The following is a 22,042-nucleotide window of genomic DNA, read 5'->3' as shown; positions in this document are numbered from 1 at the left end:
AATGGCTACGCACCGCAACCCCCTGATCATCGGGGCCGGCCCTGCCGGGCTCACCGCCGCACTCGAGCTAGTGCACCGGGGTGTGGTCCCTCGAATCTACGAAGCCACCGAACACGTCGGAGGTCTGGCCCGCACCCCGACCGCCGGCCAGTGGCGGGCGGACCCCGGCGGGCACCGCTTCTTCACCCAACACGAAGAGATCATGGATCTATGGAAGGAGCTCCTCCCGCACGACGAATGGCTTGCGGTTCCGCGCCGTTCGGCGATGCTCGTGGACGGCCATCTGGTGCCCTACCCGCTCCTCGGCCGCGAACTGGTGACACGCCTCGGGTTCCGCAGCGGAATGCGAGGTGCCAGCGGGCTAATGTGGTCGCGATTTCGGCGCGGCATGCGTGCCGTCGAAAAGGAACAGACGTTCCGCGAGTGGGGGATCGAAGAGTTCGGCAAGCACTGGTACCGGATATTCTTCGACGGTTATGTGCGCAAGACCTGGCTCGCCGACCCCGACAGCCTGTCCAGCGACTGGGCCAACCAGCGCATCAAGCCTATCGACTGGCGCCGTGCCGGCAAGCGGGGCGACGCCGACGACGATGTCTTCCGTTATCCGAGGCTCGGTCCCGGGCAGCTCTGGGACGCCGCGGCCGCCGCTCTGACCGACGCCGGCGTCACTCCGTCGCTAAATTCTCCGGTGGTTGGTCTCCACCACGACGGACGGCAATGGAACATCGAGCTGCAGAACGGCGACATTGCAGCCGGAGATGCCGTGTTCTCCAGCATGCCGCTGCAACTCCTGATGCACATGCTGAAACCCGCCCCGCCCAAGCACATTCGCGCGATCGCAGGCACGCTCCGGCATCGATCCCTGATCACCGTCGCCGTGGCGCTCTCGGAGCATCGCGACATCCCGTACAACTGGGTGTACACCCCCGGCGCCGACTGCCGAGTCGGCCGGGTGCAGAACTACCTGCGCTGGTCACCTGCGCTGGCTCCTGAGGGATTCACCGGAACCTATTTGGGCCTTGAATACTTCACGTTGCCGCACGATGACCTGTGGCTGGCCGACGACGAGACTCTGCGTGCGATAGTCGAGCGCGATCTGCAGGTCCTCGGCGTGGGAGACTCGTCCGTCCAGCAGCTGATGACCATCCGCTCGCAGTACGCGTACCCGATCTACGAAGCGGGCCGTGAACGCAACGTTGTTCGGATCCGGGATTATCTCCGTGAGAATCACCCGGGGCTGCACCCGATCGGCCGTAACGGCATGCACCGCTACGACAACCAGGACCATGCGATGTTGAGTGCGCTGCGCAGTGTCGGCCGGTACTTCGGCGAGAAGGTCGACCCGTGGCTGGTCAACACCGGCCTCGGCTACCACGAGACCGGGTTGCTGAGAAGCTGAAATAGCGACCCACTCGGATGCCGGGTACAACGCGCCGGGCAGAGTTGAGGTCGGGAGGGGAAAGGCCGCCGGGCGGGCAGAATCCCCAGTACAGTGCTGCCGTGGGCTATCCGGAGAACGTGCTGGCCAAGGACGAACAGGTCGTCCTGCATCGTCACCCGCACTGGGGACGTCTGACGTTCCCCGCGATCATCCTGATCGTGGCATCTGCGGCCGCCGCATTTCTGGCCGGCTACGTCAACACCCTGAATTGGGAACAGACGGCGAGGACCATCGTGTTCGGCGTCGTCGCCGGTATCTGGCTCATCCTCATCGGATGGCTCTCGGTCTGGCCGTTCCTGAACTGGTGGACCACCCACTTCGTGATCACCGACCGCCGCGTCATGTATCGACACGGACTGATCACCCGGTCGGGAATCGACATCCCTTTGGCCCGCATCAATAGCGTCGAATTTCGACACGGCCTTATCGACCGGATCTTCAGGACTGGAACCTTGATCATCGAGTCGGCGGCGCAGGATCCGTTGGAATTTCAGGACATTCCACGGGTTGAGTACGTCCATTCACTGCTGTATCACGAAGTTTTCGACACGTTGGGCTCCGAGGAGTCGCCGAGTTGAGTCTGCACCTGAGGAGGCTGTGTCCTAGCGTAGGACGATGTTCTCCGGGCGGTCTGTGTGACTCGGCGGCAGCGGCTTCGCATTCCTGCGGTCATGGCCGTTCTGGTTTTGCTGCTGTTCCTCAACGGCGCCAGCGGCACACTGCTTTTCGCGCGTGCGAAGCCGGATTCCCTGGTCCCCGCCGATGCCATCGTCGTCCTCGGTGGCGAACACGACGGCCGCGAATCGTATGGATTGAAGCTGGCACAAGAGGGATACGCGCGCACGGTCTTGATTTCCAACCCGTACCACCCGCAAGACAAAACGATGAAGGACGTCTGTAGGCCGCGCCGTGATGTCCGCGTGATTTGTCGGCCGCCCGTCCCGTCGACAACTCGCGGCGAAGCCATCATGACACGAGAACTCGCTGACCAGTACGGGTGGACATCGGTGATCGTGGTCAGTTGGCGCTATCACCTCCCTCGCGCGCGCAGGATCTTCGAGCAATGCTTCGTGACACCGAACCGCGAGGTCGTTATGCGCGACGTTCCCCGCCGCTACCCGTTCTCCGTAGCCCAGTGGCAGTACACGTACCTCTACCAGTACGGAGGCTGGGTGAAGGCGGAGATACAGGGGCCGTGTGACTAGCGAAGAACCTTTACGTAGAAGGTCGTTCCTGCCCGGACGCTGAGATAGCCGGCGAGGGCGAATGTGACGCCCACAGCGCAATACACTGCCAACCTGCGAGTTACGGCAACGGCACTCTGCAGAATCGACTTAGTTCCGAACCACGCCGGTGGCGCTGACGCGACCAGAACCATGCTCGACGCTGTACCGAGGAATCCGAACGTGACCGGCGTTGTGAACGTAGGTAGGTATGGGTAGGCGCTGAACACGCCGAACAGCCCGCAGATGCCGGCAGTGCTGAGTAGAAGTCGGCGCTGGGTCGGCCGTTGCAGCATCAATAGCGCGAACACGCTGCCCATCACCCCGCCCATCGCGACGAGCACCCACGTCAGCACGGGTCACCTGGCCACCGCACGTGCCACCACCAATCCGCACAACAACCCAGTGACCGCCGCGACCGGTGTCAGCGTCAAGAAGGCCAGGGACAGCCTCATCGGTGTGCTGATGGTGAGCACCGCCCACGCGCTCAAACTGGCCACGCCACCACATAATCCGAGGATTAGATAGTGGAGTGAAGTCCTGAGACCGGTCGCCAACACGTACGCAGCGAAGAAGAACGCCACCCCGACGGCGATCAGTGTCGGGATCAGCATGTCCTGAGGCTTCGGCCACGTCGTCGCCATCGCATAGCGCACCAGCGCCCCGGCGGTACCGCCCACGATCAAAGCCGCGGGCTGCAGTTGCTGCGAACGGCGATGGCGACCCGGCACGTGACAAACGTTATGCAAAGACCGTCGACCCGGCAGCGCCGACCTATGAGGTCTTCGACACCCTCGGCTCGTCGGGGTCAGGGGTTTGCCGTTGCCCGCGCCGGCGCCTCCGCATCGGGGTCACGTTGCCGGCCTTCTCGGCTTGCCCGACGGGGGTGTGCGGATGGCGCAGCTCGTACTCGTCTTCGAGCGCCTCGGTGAGTCCGCCGCCGGTCAGGGTGGACTCGAGCGCCTTCTCCGGGTTGCGGGCAAACTCGTCCGGGAACACGAAGCGGCGGAACGCCCAGAACCGGAACGCCATCTGCAACAGGTTGCCGATGATGTACGCCGAGATGAAGTCGGCGACGTTCTCGGCTGCCAGCGAGACCATAGGCGCGCGCAGCATGAACACATAGCTGGAGATCCACAGCGGCGCCATGCTCAGCAGCACGCCGACGCCGCTCACACCGAAGAACAGCAGGGCCTCGTGGTGGCGCTCCCGGCCGCCGCGGTCGCGGAAGCTCCATTCCCGGTTCAGGATGTAGGACGCGATCACCGCGACGATGCCCGCGATGATCTTGGCCGTCACCGGCTTGGGCTCGAGGATCGTCAGCTTCAATGTAAAGAAGATCGCGGAGTCGATGACGAACGTCGTGGCACCGACGATGGCAAACTTGATCAGCTCGTGGTGCCGTTCGGCGTAGGGACGGACCGGCCGCGGCAGGCGGCGGATCGTCGCATCGGCAAAGGACACAAGGAGCCAGTTTACGGAACCGGCGTGCCCAATGCCGCATCGCTCGGTAACCGCAGGTCATCGGTGTGGTGCCGGTCATGACACCATGTATGCCGTGTCGAGAAGCCCCGCGTCCCCGCCCGTCGTAGCAATGATCGGTGGCGGCCAACTCGCCCGGATGACGGCCCAAGCGGCAATCGCGCTGGGCCAGACCCTGCGGGTGCTGGCCGTCCGCAGCGATGAATCCGCCGCCCAGGTGACCCCGGATGTCGTCCTCGGCTCCCATACCGACCTCGAGGCGCTGCGACAGGTTGCGAAGGGCGCGACCGCGTTCACCTTCGACCACGAGCACGTGCCGACCGAACACCTCGACGCCCTCGTCGCCGACGGCGTGAACGTCGCCCCACCGCCCGGCGCGCTCGTCCACGCGCAGGACAAGTTGCTGATGCGCCGCCGACTCTCCGACCTCGGCGCGCCGGTACCCCGCTTCGCCGAGGTGACCTCCGTGCAGGACGCCATCGCGTTCAGTGAACAGGTCGGCGGTCCGGCGGTGATCAAGACGGTGCGCGGCGGCTACGACGGGCGCGGCGTCGTCCTCGCCGCCGACACCGACGAAGTGTGCTCGGTGGTCGAGCGCTACCTCGCCGACGGTGTGGCGGTGATGATCGAGGAACGGGTCGCGATGCGCCGCGAGTTGGCCGCGCTGGTGGCCCGCTCACCGTTCGGACAGGGTGCCGCATGGCCGGTGGTCGAGACCGTGCAGCGCGACGGCATCTGCGTCACCGTGCTCGCCCCGGCGCCGGACCTGTCCGAGGAACTGGGTTCCGCCGCGTCGGAACTGGCGCTGCGTATCGCGTCATCGCTCGGCGTCGTCGGGGTGCTCGCGGTGGAGTTGTTCGAGACCGTCGACGGGCAGCTGCTCGTCAACGAGCTTGCGATGCGGCCGCACAACTCCGGGCACTGGACGATGGACGGGGCGCGCACCAGCCAGTTCGAGCAGCACCTGCGCGCGGTTCTGGACTACCCGCTCGGGGACACGTCCGCGCTGGCGCCGACCGTGATGGGCAATGTGCTCGGCGCCCCCGAGATACCGGCGATGTCGATGGACGAGCGGGTGCACCACCTGTTCGCCCGCATGCCAGATGCCAAAGTGCACCTCTACGGCAAGGAGGAGCGGCCGGGCCGCAAGATCGGGCACGTGAACATCGTCGGCGGACCGGCTGAATCGATGACGTCCCTGCGGGAGCGCGCCGAGCGGGCGGCACACTGGTTGTCGCACGCACAGTGGACCGACGGATGGGATCCCCACGCATGAGTTCTCCCCGGGTTGGGCTGATCATGGGCAGTGACAGCGACTGGCCGGTGATGTCCGATGCAGCTGAGGCGCTCGCCGAGTTCGACGTGCCGTTCGAGGTCGGTGTGGTCTCGGCGCACCGGACACCGGGCCGGATGCTCACCTACGCCCAGGAAGCCGCCGGGCGCGGCATCGAGGTGATCATCGCCGGCGCCGGCGGGGCCGCCCATTTGCCGGGGATGGTCGCGTCGGCCACCCCGCTGCCCGTGATCGGGGTTCCCGTGCCGCTCGCACGGCTGGACGGCATGGACTCGCTGCTGTCGATCGTCCAGATGCCCGCCGGTGTTCCGGTCGCGACGGTGTCGATCGGCGGTGCGCGCAATGCCGGTCTGCTGGCGGTGCGGATTCTCGGTGCTTCCGACAAAGCGCTGCAAGACCGAGTGATGGCGTTCCAAGCATCTCTGGAGGAGATGGTGCTGCAGAAGGATGAGGCGCTTCGGCAGAAGCTGCTGGGGGAGTAGCGGTTACGCGGCATAACCCAACGCTCGGTTCTCCGCGCCGATCCTGACGGAGAGCACCGCGGCATTGGCTAGGCTGAACACGATCGCGGTGACCCACGCCGAATGCACGAGCGGAAGCGCCGCCACCTCCACCGCCACCGCGGTGTAGTTCGGATGATGCAGCCATCGGTAAGGCCCACCGGTCACCAGCGGAGCGTCCGGGATCACGATGAGGCGCGGATTCCAGTGCTTACCCAGGGTTGCGACGCACCACCACCGCAGGGCCGTGCTCGCGGCGACGAGCGCCATCATCGGCCACCCGAGCCACGGGACGAACGGGCGATGCCAGACAGCGACCTCGGTGATGCAGGAAATCAGCAGCAGCGCATGCATACTCACCATCGCCGGATAGTGGCCGCGACCGAACTCCTGGCCGCCGTGCGCGAATGACCAGCGCGCGTTGCGTCGCGAGACCACCAGCTCGACGAGGCGTTCCGCTCCGATTGCAAGGATGAACAGGTAATACATGGCTCCTCCTACCAGCTCAGCAGGAGCAGCTCGAAGCTGAAGCCCGGCCCCATCGCCAGCATCAGCCCCAGCGAGCCGGGTGTCGGTGGATCGTTCAACGTCCGGGCGAGCACATCGAGCACCGACGCCGACGAGATGTTGCCGTGCTCGCTCATCGAATCCCAGCTGTGCCGGAAGGTGTTCTGCGGCAGATGCATTGCCGAGCCGATGGCCTCGAGCACCTTCGGCCCACCGGGATGACAGATCCATGTCGAGATGTCCTCGGTGCCGAGCCCGTGGTCGGCGAGGAAGTGGCCGACCGCGTCGGCGAGGTGGTCTTCTGCCATCCGGGGGACATCCTTCGACATCACCAGCTGAAAGCCTTCGGCGCCGACGTTCCAGCCCATGACGTCGACAGTGTCGGGAAACAGCGTGCTGCGGGTGTCGATGACGCGCGGGCCCGGGTGCGGTGTCGCAGGACTGCGCTCCGCCCCGACGGCAACTACCGCGGCGGCGCCGTCCCCGAACAGGCACAACCCGATGAGTGCGGGGATCGAGAAGTCGTCGCGCTGCAGGGTCAGGGAACACAATTCGACCGACAGCAGCACGGCGACGTGGTCCGGGAACCCGCGCAGGTAGTCGTGCACGCGCGCCAGTCCCGCTGCCCCGGCGACACAACCGAGGCCGAACAGCGGGATGCGCTTCACGTCAGGGCGCAGGCCGAGCCGGCCCGCGATGCGCGCGTCGATGGTCGGCACGGCGACGCCGGTGCTGGACACGGTGATGATCGCGTCGACCTCCGACGGGTCGAGGTGCGCCGCGGACAGGGCTTGGCGGACCGCACGCTCGCCGAGGTCGGTGGCCACCTCGATGTAGGCCGTGTTGGCCTCGGTGAACCCGGACAAGAGTAGATAGCGGCCGACGGGCAACGCGAGATTGCGGTACTTAACCCCACTGGAGTGCGCGAACCGGGCGAACGCGGGATCGGTGAACTCGGTCAGAGCCGCCGCGACCTGGTCCTGGTCGTAGACGTGGTCGGTGAAGGCCGCCGCCGTCCCCGCGATATGCGGGGCTCGGGGGTCGCGGAGGCGAGATGGTTGAGTGGGGGCGAAAAACGAGGTATCAGTCATGCCCCTTTTGACGGTATTGGCGCCGGAGCAGTTCGCTATTCGGGGCATTCGTGAATTTGTCCACAACCATTCACCGCGCCCCGGAACTGAGCGTATAAGGCCTGCTCAAGACCGGTTTTCTGTGAAGTTTCCGCCGCGTTCCCAGACTCGATTTCCAATCTGGACAATGGCCTCGAACTGGCGTGCAGAATGCTGAGTCCCGGAGTCCTAGGCGTGCCTCGGGTCAGCGCGGTTTGCCTGGCTAATCGATTGACGCCCTGGATAAATCGAGACTTCGAGGCACAAAAACAGCGGCGTGACATCGGTCACACCGCTGTCGAGCGAACTCCGATCGGAGGCGGAGTCGCGAGGACTCAGGACGCTCGCAGGACCACGACGGGCGCGGTGTGCTGGACGGGGGCGGCGGCCTGGATGTGTCCGGTCTGGGCGGCGTGGATACCGGCGTCGACTACCGCGGAACTCCGCATCAAACGGGGAGTAGCGTTCCAACCACAGTCACAATGCGCGGTACGGCGGAAGGCCTTGCCATCGATGTACACCTGCATGACGCCGAAAGTACCCACGAAGGCTGAGAGCGAACCGTTTCCGGCGCTGAGCGCACCCTGAGAAGTGCCTTGCCCGGAATTCGTTTCTCGCCCGCACCGCGCTAAAGTTACCGACGAGTAGCAAGGAGATGATGATGGCTAGTTGGGCCGGAAATCCGTCGTTCGATCTCTTCCAGTTGCCGGAGGAGCATCAGGAACTACGCGCGGCGATCCGCGCACTGTGCGAGAAGGAGATCGCCCCGCACGCCGCCGACGTCGACGAGAACGCCCGCTTCCCGCAGGAGGCCCTGGACGCGCTCGTCTCCAATGGCTTCCACGCGGTGCACGTTCCCGAGGAGTTCGACGGGCAGGGCGCCGACTCGGTCGCCGCGTGCATCGTCATCGAGGAGGTCGCCCGCGTCGACGCATCCGCGTCGCTGATCCCCGCGGTCAACAAGCTCGGCACGATGGGGCTGATCCTGCGCGGCTCCGACGAGCTCAAGCAGAAAGTCCTCCCGTCCATCGCATCCGGTGAGGCGATGGCGTCCTACGCGCTGTCCGAACGCGAAGCCGGCAGCGACGCCGCCGGCATGCGCACCCGCGCCAAGGCCGACGGCGACGACTGGATCCTCAACGGCGCCAAGTGCTGGATCACCAACGGCGGCAAGTCGTCCTGGTACACCGTGATGGCCGTGACCGATCCCGACAAGGGCGCCAACGGGATCTCGGCGTTCATGGTCCATATCGACGACGAGGGCTTCACCATCGGACCCAAGGAGCGCAAGCTCGGGATCAAGGGCTCACCGACCACCGAGCTGTACTTCGAGAACTGCCGCATCCCGGGTGACCGCATCATCGGTGAGCCGGGCACCGGCTTCAAGACCGCGCTGGCCACCCTGGACCACACCCGTCCGACGATCGGGGCGCAGGCGGTCGGCATCGCGCAGGGCGCACTGGACGCCGCGATCGAATACACCAAGGACCGCAAGCAGTTCGGCAAGTCGATCAGCGACTTCCAGGCTGTGCAGTTCATGCTCGCCGACATGGCGATGAAGGTCGAGGCCGCGCGCCTGATGGTCTACCACGCCGCGGCCCGCGCCGAGCGTGGCGAGGGCAACCTCGGCTTCATCTCCGCGGCGTCGAAGTGCCTGGCCTCCGACATCGCGATGGAGGTCACCACCGACGCCGTGCAGCTGTTCGGCGGCGCCGGCTACACCGTCGACTTCCCGGTGGAGCGCATGATGCGCGACGCCAAGATCACCCAGATCTACGAGGGCACCAACCAGATTCAGCGCGTGGTGATGAGCCGCGCGCTGCTGAAGTGACGCGTTCCTGCTAGCTCTGCGCCGGCCGCAGGTGCGTGATGTCACCGGCGGAGATGGTGACCATCGACCCGTCGGTGTCGATCAGCAGGCGGCCGGCGTCGTCGATACCCATTGCGGTGCCCACGATTTCGGAATCGCCGGGTAGGACCGCGCGCACCCGGGTGCCGATCGTCGTACTCAGTCGGTGGTAGTCCTCGGTCAAGGCCGCGTCGGCGCCTCCGGCGAGGCGCCACCGGCGCAGCCGGGAACCGAGCTCCTGCAGCAGCGCCGTCGCCAACTCGGTGCGGTCGACGTCGTAACCCAGCATCGTCAGCGAGATTGCCTTCGGATCCGGAAGCTCGTCGGGCGTCAGGCTGACATTGAGTCCGAGGCCCACCACGATCGCCGGTGCCGACACCTCGGCGAGAATGCCCGCCAACTTGCCTGTGCCGACCAGCACGTCATTGGGCCACTTCACGCCGGCGTCGACGCCGACGAACTCGCGCATCACATGCGCGACCGCGACGCCGGTCAGCAGCGGCACCCAGCCCCATCCCTCGACAGCCACGCCGGTGGTGTCGACTCCCACCGACACCGCGATCTGCGACCGTGGCGGGGCCGACCAGCTGCGTCCGTGGCGTCCACGGCCCGCGGTCTGATGCTCGGTGAACAACACCGCCCCGACTATGTCCTCGCCCGCAGCGGCTCGCGCGATCAGATCGGCGTTGGTCGACCCGGTCTCCTCGACGACGTCGACCTGGTGCCACGCCGCTCCCGTAACCGCAGAGCGCAATTTGTGGACGTTCAGCGGCGTGCGTGCGGACGTGGTCACACGTCGACAGTAGAGGTCTGTTTCGAGTTCGTAGGCCGCTGTCGTCCGCTACAGCGATTGCTTGGGTTGCGCAGAGTCGTCCGAATCGAGGATCTGTTCGGGGACGGCGTGGGCGGGAGTCACATGGCGGAGTTGATCGAATCCGAACACGAAGGCGGCGACGGCCGCCAATGCGGACAGGCTGCCCAGCGTCCACTCCCACGCGGCGACCGTCGGCGAGACCGCCAGCCAATACGCGCCGAACGCGACGAGCGCGTATCCGACGCAGATCAAGAATCGACCTTCGGTGCTGACGAACCATGCCGGGTGTCGTCGGTTGTGTACGTGCCACAAACCGAGGGCGATGACGATCGACATTGCCGCGACGGACGACCCCATAAACGCCCCCTACCGACAGCCCCCCAGTGCCTGAATCCCGGAGGTCCTGCTTTGCCAAACTTCCTGTCGGCAGTGATGCGAAGCGAAGCTCGTACCCGTCGATAAGCGGTCTGGTCACGTAAACAATAAGGTCAGAGTTAACGCGGCGTCAATATCGCCGAAACAAAGCGTGTCGTTGCTTGCGGAATCAAAAATTCGCTGAATGGCTCAGTTTTGCCGGGTGGGAATGGTGGGATCGGTGGTGCTCGTGAGGCGGCTGAAAGGTCTACCGCGAGACAGCGGGCGTGATCGTTTCCAGCGCGACCGCCCGGGCCGCGTGCTCGGCGGAGACCCGCTTCAGCGCGCCGAGGCCGACGAGGGTCGACGATATCCACGCCATTGCCCAGCCGCCGGCGAGCGCCCACTCAAGAGATGTCGCCGCCGAACACATCCAGTACGCGGCCAGCGCTGCCAACGGGTAGCTCAGCATCACGAAGAATCGACCGCGGGGACTTGCCATCCAGCCCGCGTGCCGGCGGAGACGCCAGTGCACCGCGGACAGGCTCAGGATCAGCACGCTGGCGATAAGCGTCGACGACATCCGGACCTCCTCACGCTGGGGCCCCTGTTGTCTCAAAGGTCCCGGGTTTCGCCACCATCGTGGCGACCGGCTGAAAACCAGTGTGCGGCACGATCCTTAAAACTGCGTTAGGCCACGGAAACGAAACGGTCACAGTGCGGAACGCGTGATTTTCTCGGTCCCAGCCCGGCGCTCCATCAGAGCCGCATCGGGGTTTGCCACCTGAACCAGGGACGCGCCGACGACGTACAGCGCGAGAAGTCGTTCGATCACGTCGTCCGCCGTGTCCCACGGTGCGGTCGACAGCACCCGGTCGGTGCCCGTGATGTTCTGCGTGGCCGCCGACTCCCGGGCCGCGGCCAGCACGTCGTCGGCCGACCGGCCCTCCAACGCGGGACCCGGCGCGCGCTCCGGCACGATCTGATCGCCGTGCACCCGCACCGCGGTCGCATAATCCGTCAGCCCCACCGCCAGATCCGGCACCGGCTTGCCGAACGGATCCAGTGACAGCACCGCGATCTCGCCCATCCCGGCCGCGGCGTCCGCGTCGTCGATCCGGTCGGGGGTGCACAACGCGATGTCCGCCTCGCCGGAGAACACCACTTCACAACCGATCCACCAAATCCCGAACAGCACCGCCGCCGTCTGCCAGTGCGCGGGCAGCAGCACCGCGACCCGGCTGCCCGGCGTCGCCCCGAGCTCGTCACGCAACAGATTGCCGGTCTTGGCCGCCCAGTTGGCGAGCGTCGCGGTGGACAACTCGATGCGCTCACCGGTGGCGTCGTCGTAGTAGGTGATCCGCGGGCCGGCCGGGTTGGCCGCCATCAACGGATCCAGGATCGCCGAGCTGACATTCGTCACGTCAGTTGACGCACTTCGGATCGTCGGAACCGGCCGTGATGATCGGCGCCGGCGGCGGCACCGTGCCCCCGGTGTCGGACACCGCGCCCGACGTCGTCGGGCTGGCGCCCATCAAAGTGACATCCGAGCCGTCCAGCCCGGAGCCCGGGCCGGTGTAATCGGCGGCCAGCACCACCCGCACCGTGTTCGGCGGCACCGACGCATCCTCGACGACCTGCAGCCCGCCCAGCTCCAGCGCGACCGCCTGCGCACCCGGATCGTCGGCCTTGGCGGCCTGCACCTGGCTGCTGGTGACCTTCGGGCCCTCGTTGTTGCCGACGTTGCCCTGCGTGAATCCCTTGGACGTCACCACATGGGCGACCGCGGCGGCGAGTCCGTTGACGTCCGAATCGTTGAACACCTCGACCGTGGTCTGGTCGTTGCTGTAGGTCAGCTCCTCGGTCTTGCCCTGATCCTGGTCGTTGAGCAGGCTGGTGACCCAGTCCTTGACCTCTTTCGGGTCGACCCGGACCACACTCTGCATACCGTCGTCGCTCCAGCCGGCTTCCTCGAGGATCGGGATGGTCGCGAACGCGACATTGCCGGCCGCCAGGCTCTGCAGCTGACTGACGAAATCCATGATGTCCCAGCCCTCGGACAGCACCACCGACCGCTGCACCGCCGACTCCAGGTTGCTCAACGTCGTCGGGCTCGACAGTGTCTTGCCCGAGATCACCTCGTGGGCCATCGACGCCATCACCGCCTGCTGGCGCGCCACCCGGTCCAGGTCACCGCGCGGCAGGTCGTGCCGCTGCCGCACGAAGCTCAGCGCCTGCGTGCCGTTGAGTTTCTGCCAGCCGGCCGGGAAGTCGGCACCCGAAAGTGGTTCCCAGACCGGCTCGTTGAGGCACACGTCGACGCCGCCGAGCGCATCGGTGATCAACGCGAAGCCCAGCAGGCCGATCTCCGCGTAGTGGTCGACGGTGACGCCGGTCAGATTGGCGACGGTCTTGATCAGCTCCTCGCGCCCGGCGGCCTGCGCCTCCGGCTCCGCCTCGGCCGGGTCGACGCCCTGCTGCTCGACGAGCTTCTTCATCTCCTCGAAGTGCACCGAGCCGTACACGCCGTTGATCTTCATCTTCCCGATGCCCGGCGCCTCCACATAGGAGTCGCGGGGGATCGAAATGGCCGTCGCCGACTCCCCGTTGTTCGGGATGCGGATCAAGATAATCGTGTCGGTGTTGGTGGCGACCTCGTCGCCGGCGCGCAGCATCGCGCGCTCCTCGTCGGACAGCGGGTTGCCGTGCGCATCGGTGCGGCTGTCGGAGCCGACGAGCAGGATGTCGATCGCACCGTCCTCACCCTCACCGCCGAGGGCGATCGGGTTGATGTGGTTGATGCCGGCTTCGAACGAGCGGATCTTGCCCCACGCGACCCCGGTGCCGATGACGATGGCCACTGCCAACGCCACGGAGACGGCGCGGACCACGTGAGCAGCAGGCATTGGCCCAGGCTACTTGCGGACCGGTCGCAATCCGAGCAGCCGGGACCGGCGTGCCAAACTCGTCATATGAGCGGCCGAGTCGTCATATCCGGGGCAGCGGGCCTGGTCGGACGCGTGTTGGCAGGTCAGGCCCGCAGCCATGGGCGAGACGTGGTGGCGCTCACATCGGCGCAATGGGACATCACCGATCCGGCGGCCGCACGACGTCACATCGCGCCCGGCGACGTCGTCGTCAACTGCGCCGCCGTGACCAATGTCGACGTCGCCGAGGCCGAACCCGAGCGCGCCGACGCCGTCAACACCGTCGGCGCCGAGAACGTCGCCCGCGCCTGCGCGGAGGCGGCGGCATCGCTGATCCACCTGTCCACCGACTACGTGTTCAGCGGCAACGCGGGCCGCCCCTACGACATCGACGACGAGACGGGACCGCTGTCGGTGTACGGCCGCACCAAGCTCGCCGGTGAGCAGGCGGTGCTCGCCGCGCTGCCCGAGGCCTACGTCGTGCGCACCGCGTGGGTCTTCGAGGGCGGCGACGGCTCGGACTTCGCGGCGGTGATGCGCCGCGCGGCCGCCGGCTCCGGCGAGGTCGAGGTCGTCGCCGACCAGATCGGCTCACCGACCTACGTCGGCGACCTGTGCGCCGCGCTGCTGCAGATCGCCGACGGCGGGGTCGACGGGCCCGTGCTGCACGCCGCCAACGCCGGCCCCGCGAGCCGCTTCGACCAGGCGCAGGCGGTGTTCGCCGAGCTCGGCGCCGACCCCGACCGGGTGCGGCCGATCGGCAGCGACCGCCATCCGCGCCCGGCGCCACGCCCGTCGTACTCCGCGTTGTCCTCGGTGAAATCGGCCGAGGCGGGGCTGACGCCGCTGCGGCCGTGGCGCGAAGCGCTGGCTGAGGCGCTGGCCACACACCGCGGGTAGTTAGGCTCTACGCCGTGAGATGGGCAGGCGTGGCGTGAGCGACGAACTCTTTGTCGTGACGGTGACGTACTCGCCGGGGTCGCACCTGGACCGGTTCCTGGCCACCCTGGCCCATGCGACCGACCGCCCGGTGACCGTCATCATGGCCGACAACGGCTCCACCGACGGCGCCCCCGAAGAGGCCCTCGAACGCCACCCGAACGCGAAGCTGTACCGCACCGGCGGCAACGTCGGCTACGGAACCGCCGTCAACCGCGCCGTCGCCGAGTACGGATTGGCCGATCGCACAGACTTTTTCATCGTCGCCAACCCCGACGTGCAATGGGGACCGAACAGCATCGACCAACTCTTCGACGCCGCGCAACGCTGGCCGCAGGCCGGGTCGCTCGGCCCGCTGATCCGCGACCCCGACGGCGCGGTCTACCCGTCGGCGCGCCACCAGCCGTCGATCATCCGGGGCGGGATGCACGCCGTCGTCTCGCCGGTGTGGCCGTCGAACCCGTGGACCGCGGCCTACCGGCAGGACCGCGCCGAACCCAGCGAACGCACCGTCGGGTGGCTGTCCGGATCCTGCCTGCTGCTGCGCACCGACGCGTTCCGCGAGATCGGCGGATTCAACGAGCGCTACTTCATGTACATGGAGGACGTCGACCTCGGCGATCGCCTCGGCACCGCGGGCTGGCAGAACGTCTACGTGCCTACGGCGGAGGTGTTGCACGCCAAAGGCCATGCCACCGGCAGGGACCCGGCCCGCAACCTCGCCGCGCACCACGTCAGCACCTACACTTTCTTGGCAGAGCGGTATCCGAAGTGGTGGCAGGCGCCGCTACGCTGGGCATTCCGGGGGGCACTTGGGGCGCGGGCGAGCCTGGTGGTTCGCAGTTCACGCCGTCAGGCTCGTCGGTCTAAGTGAGGGGAACAGCGGTGGTGAATCCAGCCGAAGTCGATGCGGTCATTCTCGTCGGGGGGATGGGTACGCGGCTGCGTCCGTTGACGCTGTCGGCCCCGAAACCGATGCTGCCGACCGCCGGACTGCCGTTCCTGACGCACCTGCTGTCGCGGATCGCCGAGGCGGGCATCGAACACGTCGTGCTGGGCACGTCGTACAAGGCCGGGGTGTTCGAGTCCGAGTTCGGTGACGGGTCGAAGCTCGGCCTGCAGATCGAATACGTCGTCGAGGAAGAGGCGCTGGGCACCGGCGGCGGCATCGCCAATGTCGCGTCCAAGCTGCGGCACGCCAACGCGGTGGTGTTCAACGGCGACGTGCTGTCCGGCTGCGATCTGCGGGCGCTGATCGATTCGCACGTCGAACGCGACGCCGATGTCACCCTGCACCTGGTGCGCGTCGGTGATCCGCGCGCATTCGGTTGCGTGCCAACGGATTCCGACGGCGTGGTGACGGCTTTCCTGGAGAAGACTCAGGACCCGCCGACCGACCAGATCAACGCCGGCTGCTACGTGTTCAAGCGGTCGGTCATCGACGAAATCCCCAAGGGCCGTCCGCTTTCGGTGGAACGCGAGGTGTTCCCCGGGCTGCTGTCGGCGGGCAAGAAGGTGTGCGGCTACGTCGACTCCACCTACTGGCGCGACATGGGAACGCCGGAGGACTTCGTCCGGGGTTCGGCCGACCTGGTGCGCGGCATCGCGCCGTCGCCCGCACTGACGCATCAGCGCGGCGAGAAGCTGGTGCACGACGGGGCGTCGGTGGCCCCGGGTGCATTGCTGATCGGCGGCACCGTCGTCGGTCGCGGCGCCGAGGTCGCCGGCGGCGCGCGACTCGACGGCGCGGTGATCTTCGACGGCGTGAAAATCGGTGCGGGCGCGGTGATCGAGCGCTCGATCATCGGGTTCGGGGCGCGTATCGGGCCGCGGGCGTTGATCCGCGACGGCGTCATCGGCGACGGCGCCGACATCGGCGCCCGCTGCGAACTGCTGCGCGGCGCGCGCGTGTGGCCGGGCATCACGATCCCGGACGGCGGGATCCGTTTTTCGACGGACATCTGAGGGTCCGGTGCCAGTTTCCCGCGAAATATCATTCCGGGTCCTTCACGCGGGCAGTTTCACAGCCATGCCTTCACTCTCGCGGAGGATGAATGCTCGCTTGACCCAGTTTGTGATCTCGTACGGTCGATCGCCTTTCATCACTCTGACGACGATCCATTCGAGGGCGTCGAGCTTGCGTAACCGCTTCGCGTCCCGTCGATACTGAGCGTCGCTGGTTCGATGGTGTTCGCCGTCGTACTCGACGGCGATCTTCAGATGCGGCCACCCCATATCGAGATAGGCGAACACGAAGCCGTATCCGTCAGCGACCGGGATCTGCGTTTGCGGACGCGGGAACCCGGCATCGACGAGCAACAGCCGTACCCGCGTCTCCTGAGGAGACTCGGCACCCGAGTCCATCAGATCGACCGCCTCCCGGCACCTGCGCACGCCCTTGGTGCCTTTGTATCGATGGGTGAGGTCGAGAATCGCCGGCGCCTCGACGCCGGTTGCGCGCGTCAGAGCGTCGAGGTGTGCGACAGCCTGCCCGCGCGGCAGCCGACGGCCGAGATCGAGCGCGGTCCGTGCCGGCGTCGCGACGAACATGCCGTTGGCGCGGGTGATCTCACCGGCCGGGATACGTTCTCGTCGGGACAGGATGCCGGGCGGCGGATTGCTGTTGGACCACAGGATCTCGACGGGGGAGTCGTCGTCCACCCACAGTGCCCCGTGCAGAGCGGCCGCGGCACGCCCTGTGATGACGCCTCGTCGGTGCGACCACAGCCAGGCGGCCTCCGCTCTGCGCTCAAGCGTCGGCTCCAGGTTCTTCGGCAAATAGACGTCAGGAAAGACGGCCCGGTAGTTCCAGCGAAGTTCGCCCCGCGTCAGCGCGCCCGAGAACACGGCGTCTGAGCCGATTATCGCATCCCCCATGACACGAGCATGCCGAGCAGCAGCTGCCGATTCACGAGTGTTAAATCCGGGCTGTGGATAACTCTGAAATCACTGCCCGGAATGATATTTCGCGAGGCGCGCGGCGGCCGCCGCGAGCTGGGTGAGGCCGAAATCGGAGTCGTCCGGCAGCTTGTCGAGCGGCCACCACTTCAAGTCGAGCGACTCGTCACTGCGCACGATCTCCGCACCCTCGGGGGCGTGCACCACGAACTGCACGTCGAGGTGACGCGTCGGCACACCGAGTGAACACGTCACCGGATGTACGTGCAGCGCGGCCGGTTCCGGCGTGATCGTCAGCCCCTCGATGCCCGACTCCTCGGTCGCTTCCCGCAGCGCCGCAGCCACGATCGTCTCGTCCTCGGGTTCACAATGCCCGCCGAGCTGCAGCCACCGCCCGAATCGCGGGTGCAGCGTCAACAGCGCACGCTCGCCGCGGTGGTCCACCACCAAAGCCGAGCCGGTGATGTGGCCCGGCACGCATTCACGCAGACAGGCGTCCTCGCGCGCGGCCAGGAATGCCAGATACGCGTACCGCAACGAATCCTGCGCCGGGTCCGGCGCATCCCACGCCGTGAGGACGTCGACGGTGGACTGGTGCAGGCTCATCGGGGCACTCTGCTCTTCGCGCAAGCGCTCATCGCTGCACTCTGCTCTTCGCGCAAGCGCTCATCGCCGAACCAGCAGGCCGTCGGTCGGAACCGGCTCGCGCGGCGTGGGAGGTTCCTCACCGTAGCCGATCGCGATGGCGCCCAACGGCTCCCAATCGTCCGGTAAATCCAGCTCCGCACGCACCAGATCCGGGGCGAAGATCGTCGACCCGATCCAGCAGCTGCCGACGCCGCGCACCGCGAGCGCGACCAACAGGCCCTGCACCGCCGCGCCCGCGGCCACCGTGAACATCGTGTGCTCGGCCGCGGTGCGCTGCGCGTCGGGATAGCTGTGCGCGCCATCGGGAACCATGAACGGGATCACCAATTCGGGTGCGTCGTAGAGGATCTGTCCGCGGCCGACCCGACGCTCGACGGCCTCGGGGTCGCGGCCGTCGCCGAGCAGATCGGCGCGCCAACGCTCCTTCATCTTGTCCAGCAGCGCGGTACGCACCGCGAAGTCGCTCACCCACACGAACCGCACCGGTCGGGTGTGATGCGGCGCGGGCGCGGTCAACGCCTCACCGACGGCGGCCTCGATGAGCGCACCGTCCACCGGCTCGGAAGAGAAGTGACGCACCGAGCGCCGCAGCAGCTGCGCCTGCGAGCGGCCCAGCGCCAGCGCCTCTTCGGTGCCCAGCCAGAACAGGTCCTCCTCGCCGGCGCGCACCAGATTGCGCGCCGAAGAGCCGTCGTCACGCACCGCGAGTCCGCGCACCACCGCGACCGGCACCGCGGTCAGCTTGCCCTTCACCAGATCTGCCGCGGCGGCGATCTCGTCGGCCACCGCGATCTCGGTGACGATCAACTCGTTGCCGTGCTCGTCGTGCTCGCCGGCGTAGGCGTGCAGCACCGCCAACCCGGCCGACCCGATCGCGACGTCGGTCTGCCCGGTCCGCCAGGCCCGCCCCATCGTGTCGGTGACCACGACCGCGACCCGGACCCCGAGCCGCTCGTGCAGTGCGCCGACCAGAGCCGCCGCACTGCCGTCCGGATCGACCGGCAGCAGCGCCAGTTCGTTCGAGTCGACGTTCGATCCGTCCACCCCGGCGGCGGCCTGCACCAGACCCAACGCGTTCTCGGTGATCAGCGTGCGCCCCTTGCGGGCCAGAACCCGCACCGCCTCCCCGTCGATCAGCTTGCGTCGCAGCGCATCCCGCTCGTCGGGGTCCGACGGGGCGGCGACCATCCGGCCCTCGGTCTTGGACAGCACCTTGCTGGTGATCACGACCACGTCGTCATCGCGCAGCCAGGGCGCCGCGGACGCGATCGCCGCGGCGAGATCGTCACCCGGGCGGAACTCCGGCAGCCCCGAGACGGGCAGGATCTCGATGGGCGCCGAGGTGCCGTGATCGCTCACAACGTGACCCCGCCCAGTTCCATTCCGGCGCGCACCATCTCGGCGGTGACAGCGGGCTCGGTCATCAACAGCGGTACGGCCTTGACCTTCACGCCGTCGATCTCGGCGTGGTCACCCTCGTGAATCAGCCACCCGTCGAGAATGCCCGTCGACGACCGTGCGCCATAGTAGTTGCCGACCGCCTCGGAGGTGCTGGGCACCCCGATCACGGACAGGCACGCGTCGGCCATGCCGCGCAACGGCTTTCCGGCGATGATCGGGGAGTAGCCGATCACCGGTGCCTTTGTCGAGCGCAGCGCGGCGCGGATGCCGCCGATGTTGAGGATCGCCCCGACGCTGACCACCGGGTTGGACGGCGCGATCAACACGACATCGGCGTTCTCGATCGCGTCGGTGACACCGGGTGCGGCCGTGGCGGTGTCGGCGCCCACGAACGCGAAGCTGTCGGTCGGCACCTGGGCGCGGTGACGCACCCACCACTCCTGGAAATGGACGGCGCGCTTCTCGCCGTCGTCGGGATCGGTGATCACCACGTGGGTTTCGCAGCGGTCGTCACTGGCGGGCAGCAGCCGCGCGCCGGGGGACCAGCGCCGGCACAGCGCTTCGGTGATGTCCGAGAGCGGGTAGCCCGCGCGCAACATCTGGGTGCGCACCAGATGAGTGGCGAGGTCGCGGTCGCCGAGCCCGAACCAGTCCGGCTGCACCCCGTAGGCCGCGAGTTCCTCTTTGGCGTTCCAGGTTTCGTTCTTGTGACCCCAACCACGCTCCGGGTCGATGCCGCCACCGAGGGTGTACATGCACGTGTCCAGGTCAGGGCAGATGCGGACCCCGAACATCCACGCATCATCACCAACATTGACCACAGCGGTCACTTCATGATCATTGGTATCTTGAGTGCCGTACTGCCCCAAGCCCAATAGATGTTGGACACCGAGCAGGAACCGTGCACCGCCGACACCGCCGACCAGAACCGTGACCTTCACAACGAACGAGACTAGGCGGTCCAACCCCGTCGAGGGGCGGCCGGTGGGGAGGGTGATAGACACGCCACAGCGCGACGCGCCGAAAACAAGTCACGGAATGGTATGAATTCCTGTTCCAGCGCTTGACCGGGGCAGCTAACGCGTGTGTAATCACACCAGTGTCATTTCGCGGTTCTCCGGCCGGTTCCGGTGTCGCAGACCGAGATTCGATCACTTGTTCGAATGGGGATGGTCTCGCGGATTTCGCGAGGCTGGCAGATACGGAACTACGAGACCCGTGGAGGAGGGGAAATGGCATTTGAACAGGCGGATTTCGACGATTCGGCAGCGTTCGAGAACAGGCTCCTCGGCTCGGTAGGGAGTGCGCCGCACATCCAGACCGGTCCGGTGCAGTCGGGGGCGAACGGACGTCCCCAACTCAGTCTGGTGCCCGAACACGTCGATCACTTCAGCGACGACTTCGACCCGCTGGACGAAGACCAGTGGCAGGAACGCGCCCTGTGCGCCCAGACCGATCCGGAAGCGTTCTTCCCCGAGAAGGGCGGCTCCACCCGCGAGGCCAAGCGGATCTGTCAGGGCTGCGAGGTCAAGGACGCGTGCCTGGAATACGCCCTCGCCAACGACGAGCGCTTCGGTATCTGGGGCGGTCTCTCGGAGCGGGAGCGCCGTCGCCTCAAGCGCGGCATCATCTAACGAGCCGCGCTAGTCGTCGTCCAGAGTCGGGTCGATGACAGACGGTTCCACGCCCAGATACGTGGCTACCTGAGCCACCAACAATTCATGCAGAAGGTCGGTCAGCTCGTCGGTGTCTTTCGCCCGGCGCTCGATCGGCTTGCGGAACAACACAATTCGCGCTCGTGTGGAGTTCCCGCGGACGTCCACCCCCGCCGGGATCAGCCGGGCCAGGGCGATCGGGCCGTCCGCCACCACCTCCGGCGGCCACTGCACACTCTCCGGATCTTTCGGGGCCAGCCGCGGAATCTCGTCGACCGCGACGTCGAGCGCGGCCACCCGGTCGTGCCAGCGCCGCTCGATCGGCTCGTAAGCCTCCAGCACCGCCATGTCGAAACGTTCGGCGCGGCTGCGCCATCCCGGAACGGTCGGTGGGAGCAGCGGTCCGCGCATCTCTCTACCCCGCCGCGACCCCCGATGCTGGCGCCTGGTCACGGACAAGATCGTAACGGTTGGGCTTCGGCCGCCTCACAACCGCGCGTGTCCGGCGGCACGGGGACGTTCCTGCACGATAACCTCCTGCTGTGAATGTTCCCCGTCGCTGCTGCCGGCCTGGGTGCCCGCACTATGCGGTCGCGACGCTCACCTTCGTCTATGCAGATTCGACGGCTGTCGTCGGCCCGCTGGCCACCGTGTCCGAGCCGCACTCGTGGGATCTGTGTGTCATGCACGCCGGTCGCATCACCGCCCCGCGCGGGTGGGAGCTCGTTCGCCACGCCGGTCCGTTGCCCTCACACCCCGATGATGATGACTTGGTGGCGTTGGCTGACGCAGTTCGAGAAGGTCGCGAAGGCCCCGTCCCATCCGGCGGTGTGACAGCCGGCTTCACCACAGGCTTCACCGACCCGGTCACCGGAGCGCAGGGCGGCGCGCTGATGGCGCCCCCGGCGCGGCGGCCCGAGACCAACGGCCGACGCCGCGGTCACCTCCGCGTGTTGCCCGACCCCACGGACTGACCGGAACCCGGACCCCGCGACGACACC

26 protein-coding genes are annotated in these 22,042 nt (G+C 67.0%); 11 read left to right on the top strand and 15 right to left on the bottom strand.

Annotated elements, in window-relative coordinates; all coding sequences use genetic code 11:
* Position 1 precedes the first annotated feature (1 nt).
* The 3 genes from BST38_RS10065 to BST38_RS10055 all read left to right on the top strand — a co-directional run bounded on the left by BST38_RS10065 (position 2) and on the right by BST38_RS10055 (position 2,646).
* Positions 2-1,399, top strand: coding sequence for an NAD(P)/FAD-dependent oxidoreductase (locus BST38_RS10065; protein WP_083143137.1), 1,398 nt, complete (start codon positions 2-4; stop codon positions 1,397-1,399).
* Positions 1,400-1,500: 101 nt separating this feature from the next.
* Positions 1,501-2,019: a PH domain-containing protein gene (locus BST38_RS10060; RefSeq protein WP_083143136.1), complete on the top strand. Its 519-nt coding sequence runs from the start codon at positions 1,501-1,503 to the stop codon at positions 2,017-2,019.
* Positions 2,020-2,112: 93 nt separating this feature from the next.
* Positions 2,113-2,646: a YdcF family protein gene (locus BST38_RS10055; RefSeq protein ID WP_083143135.1), complete on the top strand. Its 534-nt coding sequence runs from the start codon at positions 2,113-2,115 to the stop codon at positions 2,644-2,646.
* Here BST38_RS10055 and BST38_RS10050 read toward each other — a convergent pair.
* From BST38_RS10050 to BST38_RS10040, 3 genes are read right to left on the bottom strand one after another with little or no spacing between them, the layout of a single operon-like run.
* Positions 2,643-3,020: a hypothetical protein gene (locus BST38_RS10050; protein WP_237160727.1), complete on the bottom strand. Its 378-nt coding sequence runs from the start codon at positions 3,018-3,020 to the stop codon at positions 2,643-2,645. The two genes, BST38_RS10055 and BST38_RS10050, sit on opposite strands and share 4 nt — an antisense overlap.
* A 3-nt stretch (positions 3,021-3,023) precedes the next feature.
* Complete coding sequence (locus tag BST38_RS10045; RefSeq protein ID WP_165761574.1) at positions 3,024-3,395, bottom strand: CrcB family protein; 372 nt, start codon at positions 3,393-3,395, stop codon at positions 3,024-3,026.
* A 43-nt stretch (positions 3,396-3,438) separates the two neighbouring features.
* Complete coding sequence (locus BST38_RS10040; RefSeq protein WP_083143134.1) at positions 3,439-4,128, bottom strand: GtrA family protein; 690 nt, start codon at positions 4,126-4,128, stop codon at positions 3,439-3,441.
* Between the two features lie 85 nt (positions 4,129-4,213).
* Here BST38_RS10040 and BST38_RS10035 point away from each other — a divergent pair, with 85 nt between their 5' ends.
* Positions 4,214-5,422 carry a 5-(carboxyamino)imidazole ribonucleotide synthase gene (locus BST38_RS10035; RefSeq protein WP_083143133.1) on the top strand — a complete coding sequence of 403 codons (1,209 nt, stop codon included), beginning with the start codon at positions 4,214-4,216 and terminating at the stop codon, positions 5,420-5,422.
* Positions 5,419-5,922 carry a 5-(carboxyamino)imidazole ribonucleotide mutase gene (purE, locus tag BST38_RS10030; RefSeq protein ID WP_083143132.1) on the top strand — a complete coding sequence of 168 codons (504 nt, stop codon included), beginning with the start codon at positions 5,419-5,421 and terminating at the stop codon, positions 5,920-5,922. Before BST38_RS10035 ends, purE begins: the two co-directional genes overlap by 4 nt.
* 3 nt (positions 5,923-5,925) lie before the next feature.
* Here the strand turns inward: purE and BST38_RS10025 are convergent, their stop codons facing one another.
* Entirely contained in the window at positions 5,926-6,429 is a 504-nt protein-coding gene (locus BST38_RS10025; RefSeq protein ID WP_083143131.1) for an isoprenylcysteine carboxyl methyltransferase family protein, read from the bottom strand.
* 8 nt (positions 6,430-6,437) lie between these two features.
* Entirely contained in the window at positions 6,438-7,538 is a 1,101-nt protein-coding gene (locus BST38_RS10020) for a type III polyketide synthase (protein ID WP_083143130.1), read from the bottom strand.
* Positions 7,539-8,217: 679 nt separating this feature from the next.
* Between BST38_RS10020 and BST38_RS10010 the strand changes: the two genes are divergently transcribed.
* Positions 8,218-9,387, top strand: coding sequence for an acyl-CoA dehydrogenase (locus tag BST38_RS10010; RefSeq protein ID WP_083143206.1), 1,170 nt, complete (start codon positions 8,218-8,220; stop codon positions 9,385-9,387).
* A gap of 10 nt (positions 9,388-9,397) precedes the next feature.
* Here BST38_RS10010 and BST38_RS10005 read toward each other — a convergent pair whose 3' ends face one another.
* The 5 genes from BST38_RS10005 to BST38_RS09985 form a co-directional block, all read right to left on the bottom strand.
* The gene (locus BST38_RS10005) at positions 9,398-10,198 is read right to left on the bottom strand and encodes a biotin--[acetyl-CoA-carboxylase] ligase (protein WP_083143128.1); all 801 of its coding nucleotides are present in this window, start codon (positions 10,196-10,198) and stop codon (positions 9,398-9,400) included.
* A 48-nt stretch (positions 10,199-10,246) separates the two neighbouring features.
* Entirely contained in the window at positions 10,247-10,576 is a 330-nt protein-coding gene (locus BST38_RS10000; RefSeq protein WP_083143127.1) for a hypothetical protein, read from the bottom strand.
* Positions 10,577-10,841: 265 nt separating this feature from the next.
* Complete coding sequence (locus BST38_RS09995; RefSeq protein ID WP_083143126.1) at positions 10,842-11,156, bottom strand: hypothetical protein; 315 nt, start codon at positions 11,154-11,156, stop codon at positions 10,842-10,844.
* A 129-nt stretch (positions 11,157-11,285) separates the two neighbouring features.
* Positions 11,286-11,996, bottom strand: a complete 711-nt coding sequence (locus tag BST38_RS09990) for a TIGR03089 family protein (RefSeq protein ID WP_165761573.1) — start codon at positions 11,994-11,996, stop codon at positions 11,286-11,288.
* Position 11,997: 1 nt separating this feature from the next.
* Positions 11,998-13,479 carry an LCP family protein gene (locus BST38_RS09985; protein WP_083143125.1) on the bottom strand — a complete coding sequence of 494 codons (1,482 nt, stop codon included), beginning with the start codon at positions 13,477-13,479 and terminating at the stop codon, positions 11,998-12,000.
* A 66-nt stretch (positions 13,480-13,545) separates the two neighbouring features.
* Between BST38_RS09985 and rfbD the strand changes: the two genes are divergently transcribed.
* The 3 genes from rfbD to manB are packed head-to-tail and all read left to right on the top strand — an operon-like array spanning position 13,546 to position 16,404.
* Positions 13,546-14,400 (top strand): dTDP-4-dehydrorhamnose reductase, encoded by an 855-nt coding sequence (rfbD, locus tag BST38_RS09980; protein WP_083143124.1) that lies wholly within the window; start codon positions 13,546-13,548, stop codon positions 14,398-14,400.
* A 34-nt stretch (positions 14,401-14,434) separates the two neighbouring features.
* Positions 14,435-15,313 (top strand): glycosyltransferase family 2 protein, encoded by an 879-nt coding sequence (locus tag BST38_RS09975; RefSeq protein ID WP_083143123.1) that lies wholly within the window; start codon positions 14,435-14,437, stop codon positions 15,311-15,313.
* A gap of 11 nt (positions 15,314-15,324) precedes the next feature.
* On the top strand, positions 15,325-16,404 hold the full coding sequence (manB, locus tag BST38_RS09970; protein WP_083143122.1) for a mannose-1-phosphate guanylyltransferase ManB: 1,080 nt from the start codon (positions 15,325-15,327) through the stop codon (positions 16,402-16,404).
* A 42-nt stretch (positions 16,405-16,446) separates the two neighbouring features.
* Here manB and BST38_RS09965 read toward each other — a convergent pair whose 3' ends face one another.
* From BST38_RS09965 to cofD, 4 genes are all read right to left on the bottom strand, one after another.
* Positions 16,447-17,316, bottom strand: a complete 870-nt coding sequence (locus tag BST38_RS09965; protein ID WP_083143121.1) for an endonuclease domain-containing protein — start codon at positions 17,314-17,316, stop codon at positions 16,447-16,449.
* Between the two features lie 69 nt (positions 17,317-17,385).
* A complete protein-coding gene (locus tag BST38_RS09960) occupies positions 17,386-17,943 on the bottom strand; it encodes an NUDIX hydrolase (RefSeq protein WP_083143120.1) in 558 nt (185 codons plus the stop codon).
* 60 nt (positions 17,944-18,003) lie between these two features.
* A complete protein-coding gene (locus BST38_RS09955) occupies positions 18,004-19,344 on the bottom strand; it encodes a coenzyme F420-0:L-glutamate ligase (RefSeq protein ID WP_083143119.1) in 1,341 nt (446 codons plus the stop codon).
* Positions 19,341-20,327 (bottom strand): 2-phospho-L-lactate transferase, encoded by a 987-nt coding sequence (gene cofD / locus BST38_RS09950; protein ID WP_083143118.1) that lies wholly within the window; start codon positions 20,325-20,327, stop codon positions 19,341-19,343. Before cofD ends, BST38_RS09955 begins: the two co-directional genes overlap by 4 nt.
* 423 nt (positions 20,328-20,750) lie before the next feature.
* Here cofD and BST38_RS09945 point away from each other — a divergent pair, with 423 nt between their 5' ends.
* Positions 20,751-21,020, top strand: a complete 270-nt coding sequence (locus BST38_RS09945; RefSeq protein ID WP_179964101.1) for a WhiB family transcriptional regulator — start codon at positions 20,751-20,753, stop codon at positions 21,018-21,020.
* Positions 21,021-21,029: 9 nt separating this feature from the next.
* Here BST38_RS09945 and BST38_RS09940 read toward each other — a convergent pair whose 3' ends face one another.
* Positions 21,030-21,452 carry a metallopeptidase family protein gene (locus tag BST38_RS09940; protein WP_083143116.1) on the bottom strand — a complete coding sequence of 141 codons (423 nt, stop codon included), beginning with the start codon at positions 21,450-21,452 and terminating at the stop codon, positions 21,030-21,032.
* Between the two features lie 131 nt (positions 21,453-21,583).
* Between BST38_RS09940 and BST38_RS09935 the strand changes: the two genes are divergently transcribed.
* Positions 21,584-22,015, top strand: coding sequence for a DUF3499 domain-containing protein (locus tag BST38_RS09935; RefSeq protein WP_083143115.1), 432 nt, complete (start codon positions 21,584-21,586; stop codon positions 22,013-22,015).
* Positions 22,016-22,042 lie beyond the last annotated feature (27 nt).

The sequence above is a fragment of the Mycolicibacterium parafortuitum genome, from assembly GCF_002086815.1.
Lineage (GTDB): Bacteria > Actinomycetota > Actinomycetes > Mycobacteriales > Mycobacteriaceae > Mycobacterium > Mycobacterium parafortuitum.
The sequence above is the reverse complement of the archived record's forward strand: the minus strand, read 5'-3'. Positions and strand labels throughout refer to the sequence as shown.

Bases quoted from the DNA above. Each gene is read 5' to 3' on its own strand.
- BST38_RS10065 (WP_083143137.1), top strand. From the start codon at position 2: ATGGCTACGCACCGCAACCCCCTGATCATCGGGGCCGGCCCTGCCGGG.
- BST38_RS10055 (WP_083143135.1), top strand. From the start codon at position 2,113: ATGGCCGTTCTGGTTTTGCTGCTGTTCCTCAACGGCGCCAGCGGCACA.
- BST38_RS10035 (WP_083143133.1), top strand. From the start codon at position 4,214: ATGTATGCCGTGTCGAGAAGCCCCGCGTCCCCGCCCGTCGTAGCAATG.
- purE (WP_083143132.1), top strand. From the start codon at position 5,419: ATGAGTTCTCCCCGGGTTGGGCTGATCATGGGCAGTGACAGCGACTGG.
- BST38_RS10025 (WP_083143131.1), bottom strand. From the start codon at position 6,429: ATGTATTACCTGTTCATCCTTGCAATCGGAGCGGAACGCCTCGTCGAG.
- BST38_RS10020 (WP_083143130.1), bottom strand. From the start codon at position 7,538: ATGACTGATACCTCGTTTTTCGCCCCCACTCAACCATCTCGCCTCCGC.
- BST38_RS10010 (WP_083143206.1), top strand. From the start codon at position 8,218: ATGGCTAGTTGGGCCGGAAATCCGTCGTTCGATCTCTTCCAGTTGCCG.
- BST38_RS10000 (WP_083143127.1), bottom strand. From the start codon at position 10,576: ATGGGGTCGTCCGTCGCGGCAATGTCGATCGTCATCGCCCTCGGTTTG.
- BST38_RS09995 (WP_083143126.1), bottom strand. From the start codon at position 11,156: ATGTCGTCGACGCTTATCGCCAGCGTGCTGATCCTGAGCCTGTCCGCG.
- BST38_RS09985 (WP_083143125.1), bottom strand. From the start codon at position 13,479: ATGCCTGCTGCTCACGTGGTCCGCGCCGTCTCCGTGGCGTTGGCAGTG.
- rfbD (WP_083143124.1), top strand. From the start codon at position 13,546: ATGAGCGGCCGAGTCGTCATATCCGGGGCAGCGGGCCTGGTCGGACGC.
- BST38_RS09965 (WP_083143121.1), bottom strand. From the start codon at position 17,316: ATGGGGGATGCGATAATCGGCTCAGACGCCGTGTTCTCGGGCGCGCTG.
- BST38_RS09960 (WP_083143120.1), bottom strand. From the start codon at position 17,943: ATGAGCCTGCACCAGTCCACCGTCGACGTCCTCACGGCGTGGGATGCG.
- BST38_RS09940 (WP_083143116.1), bottom strand. From the start codon at position 21,452: ATGCGCGGACCGCTGCTCCCACCGACCGTTCCGGGATGGCGCAGCCGC.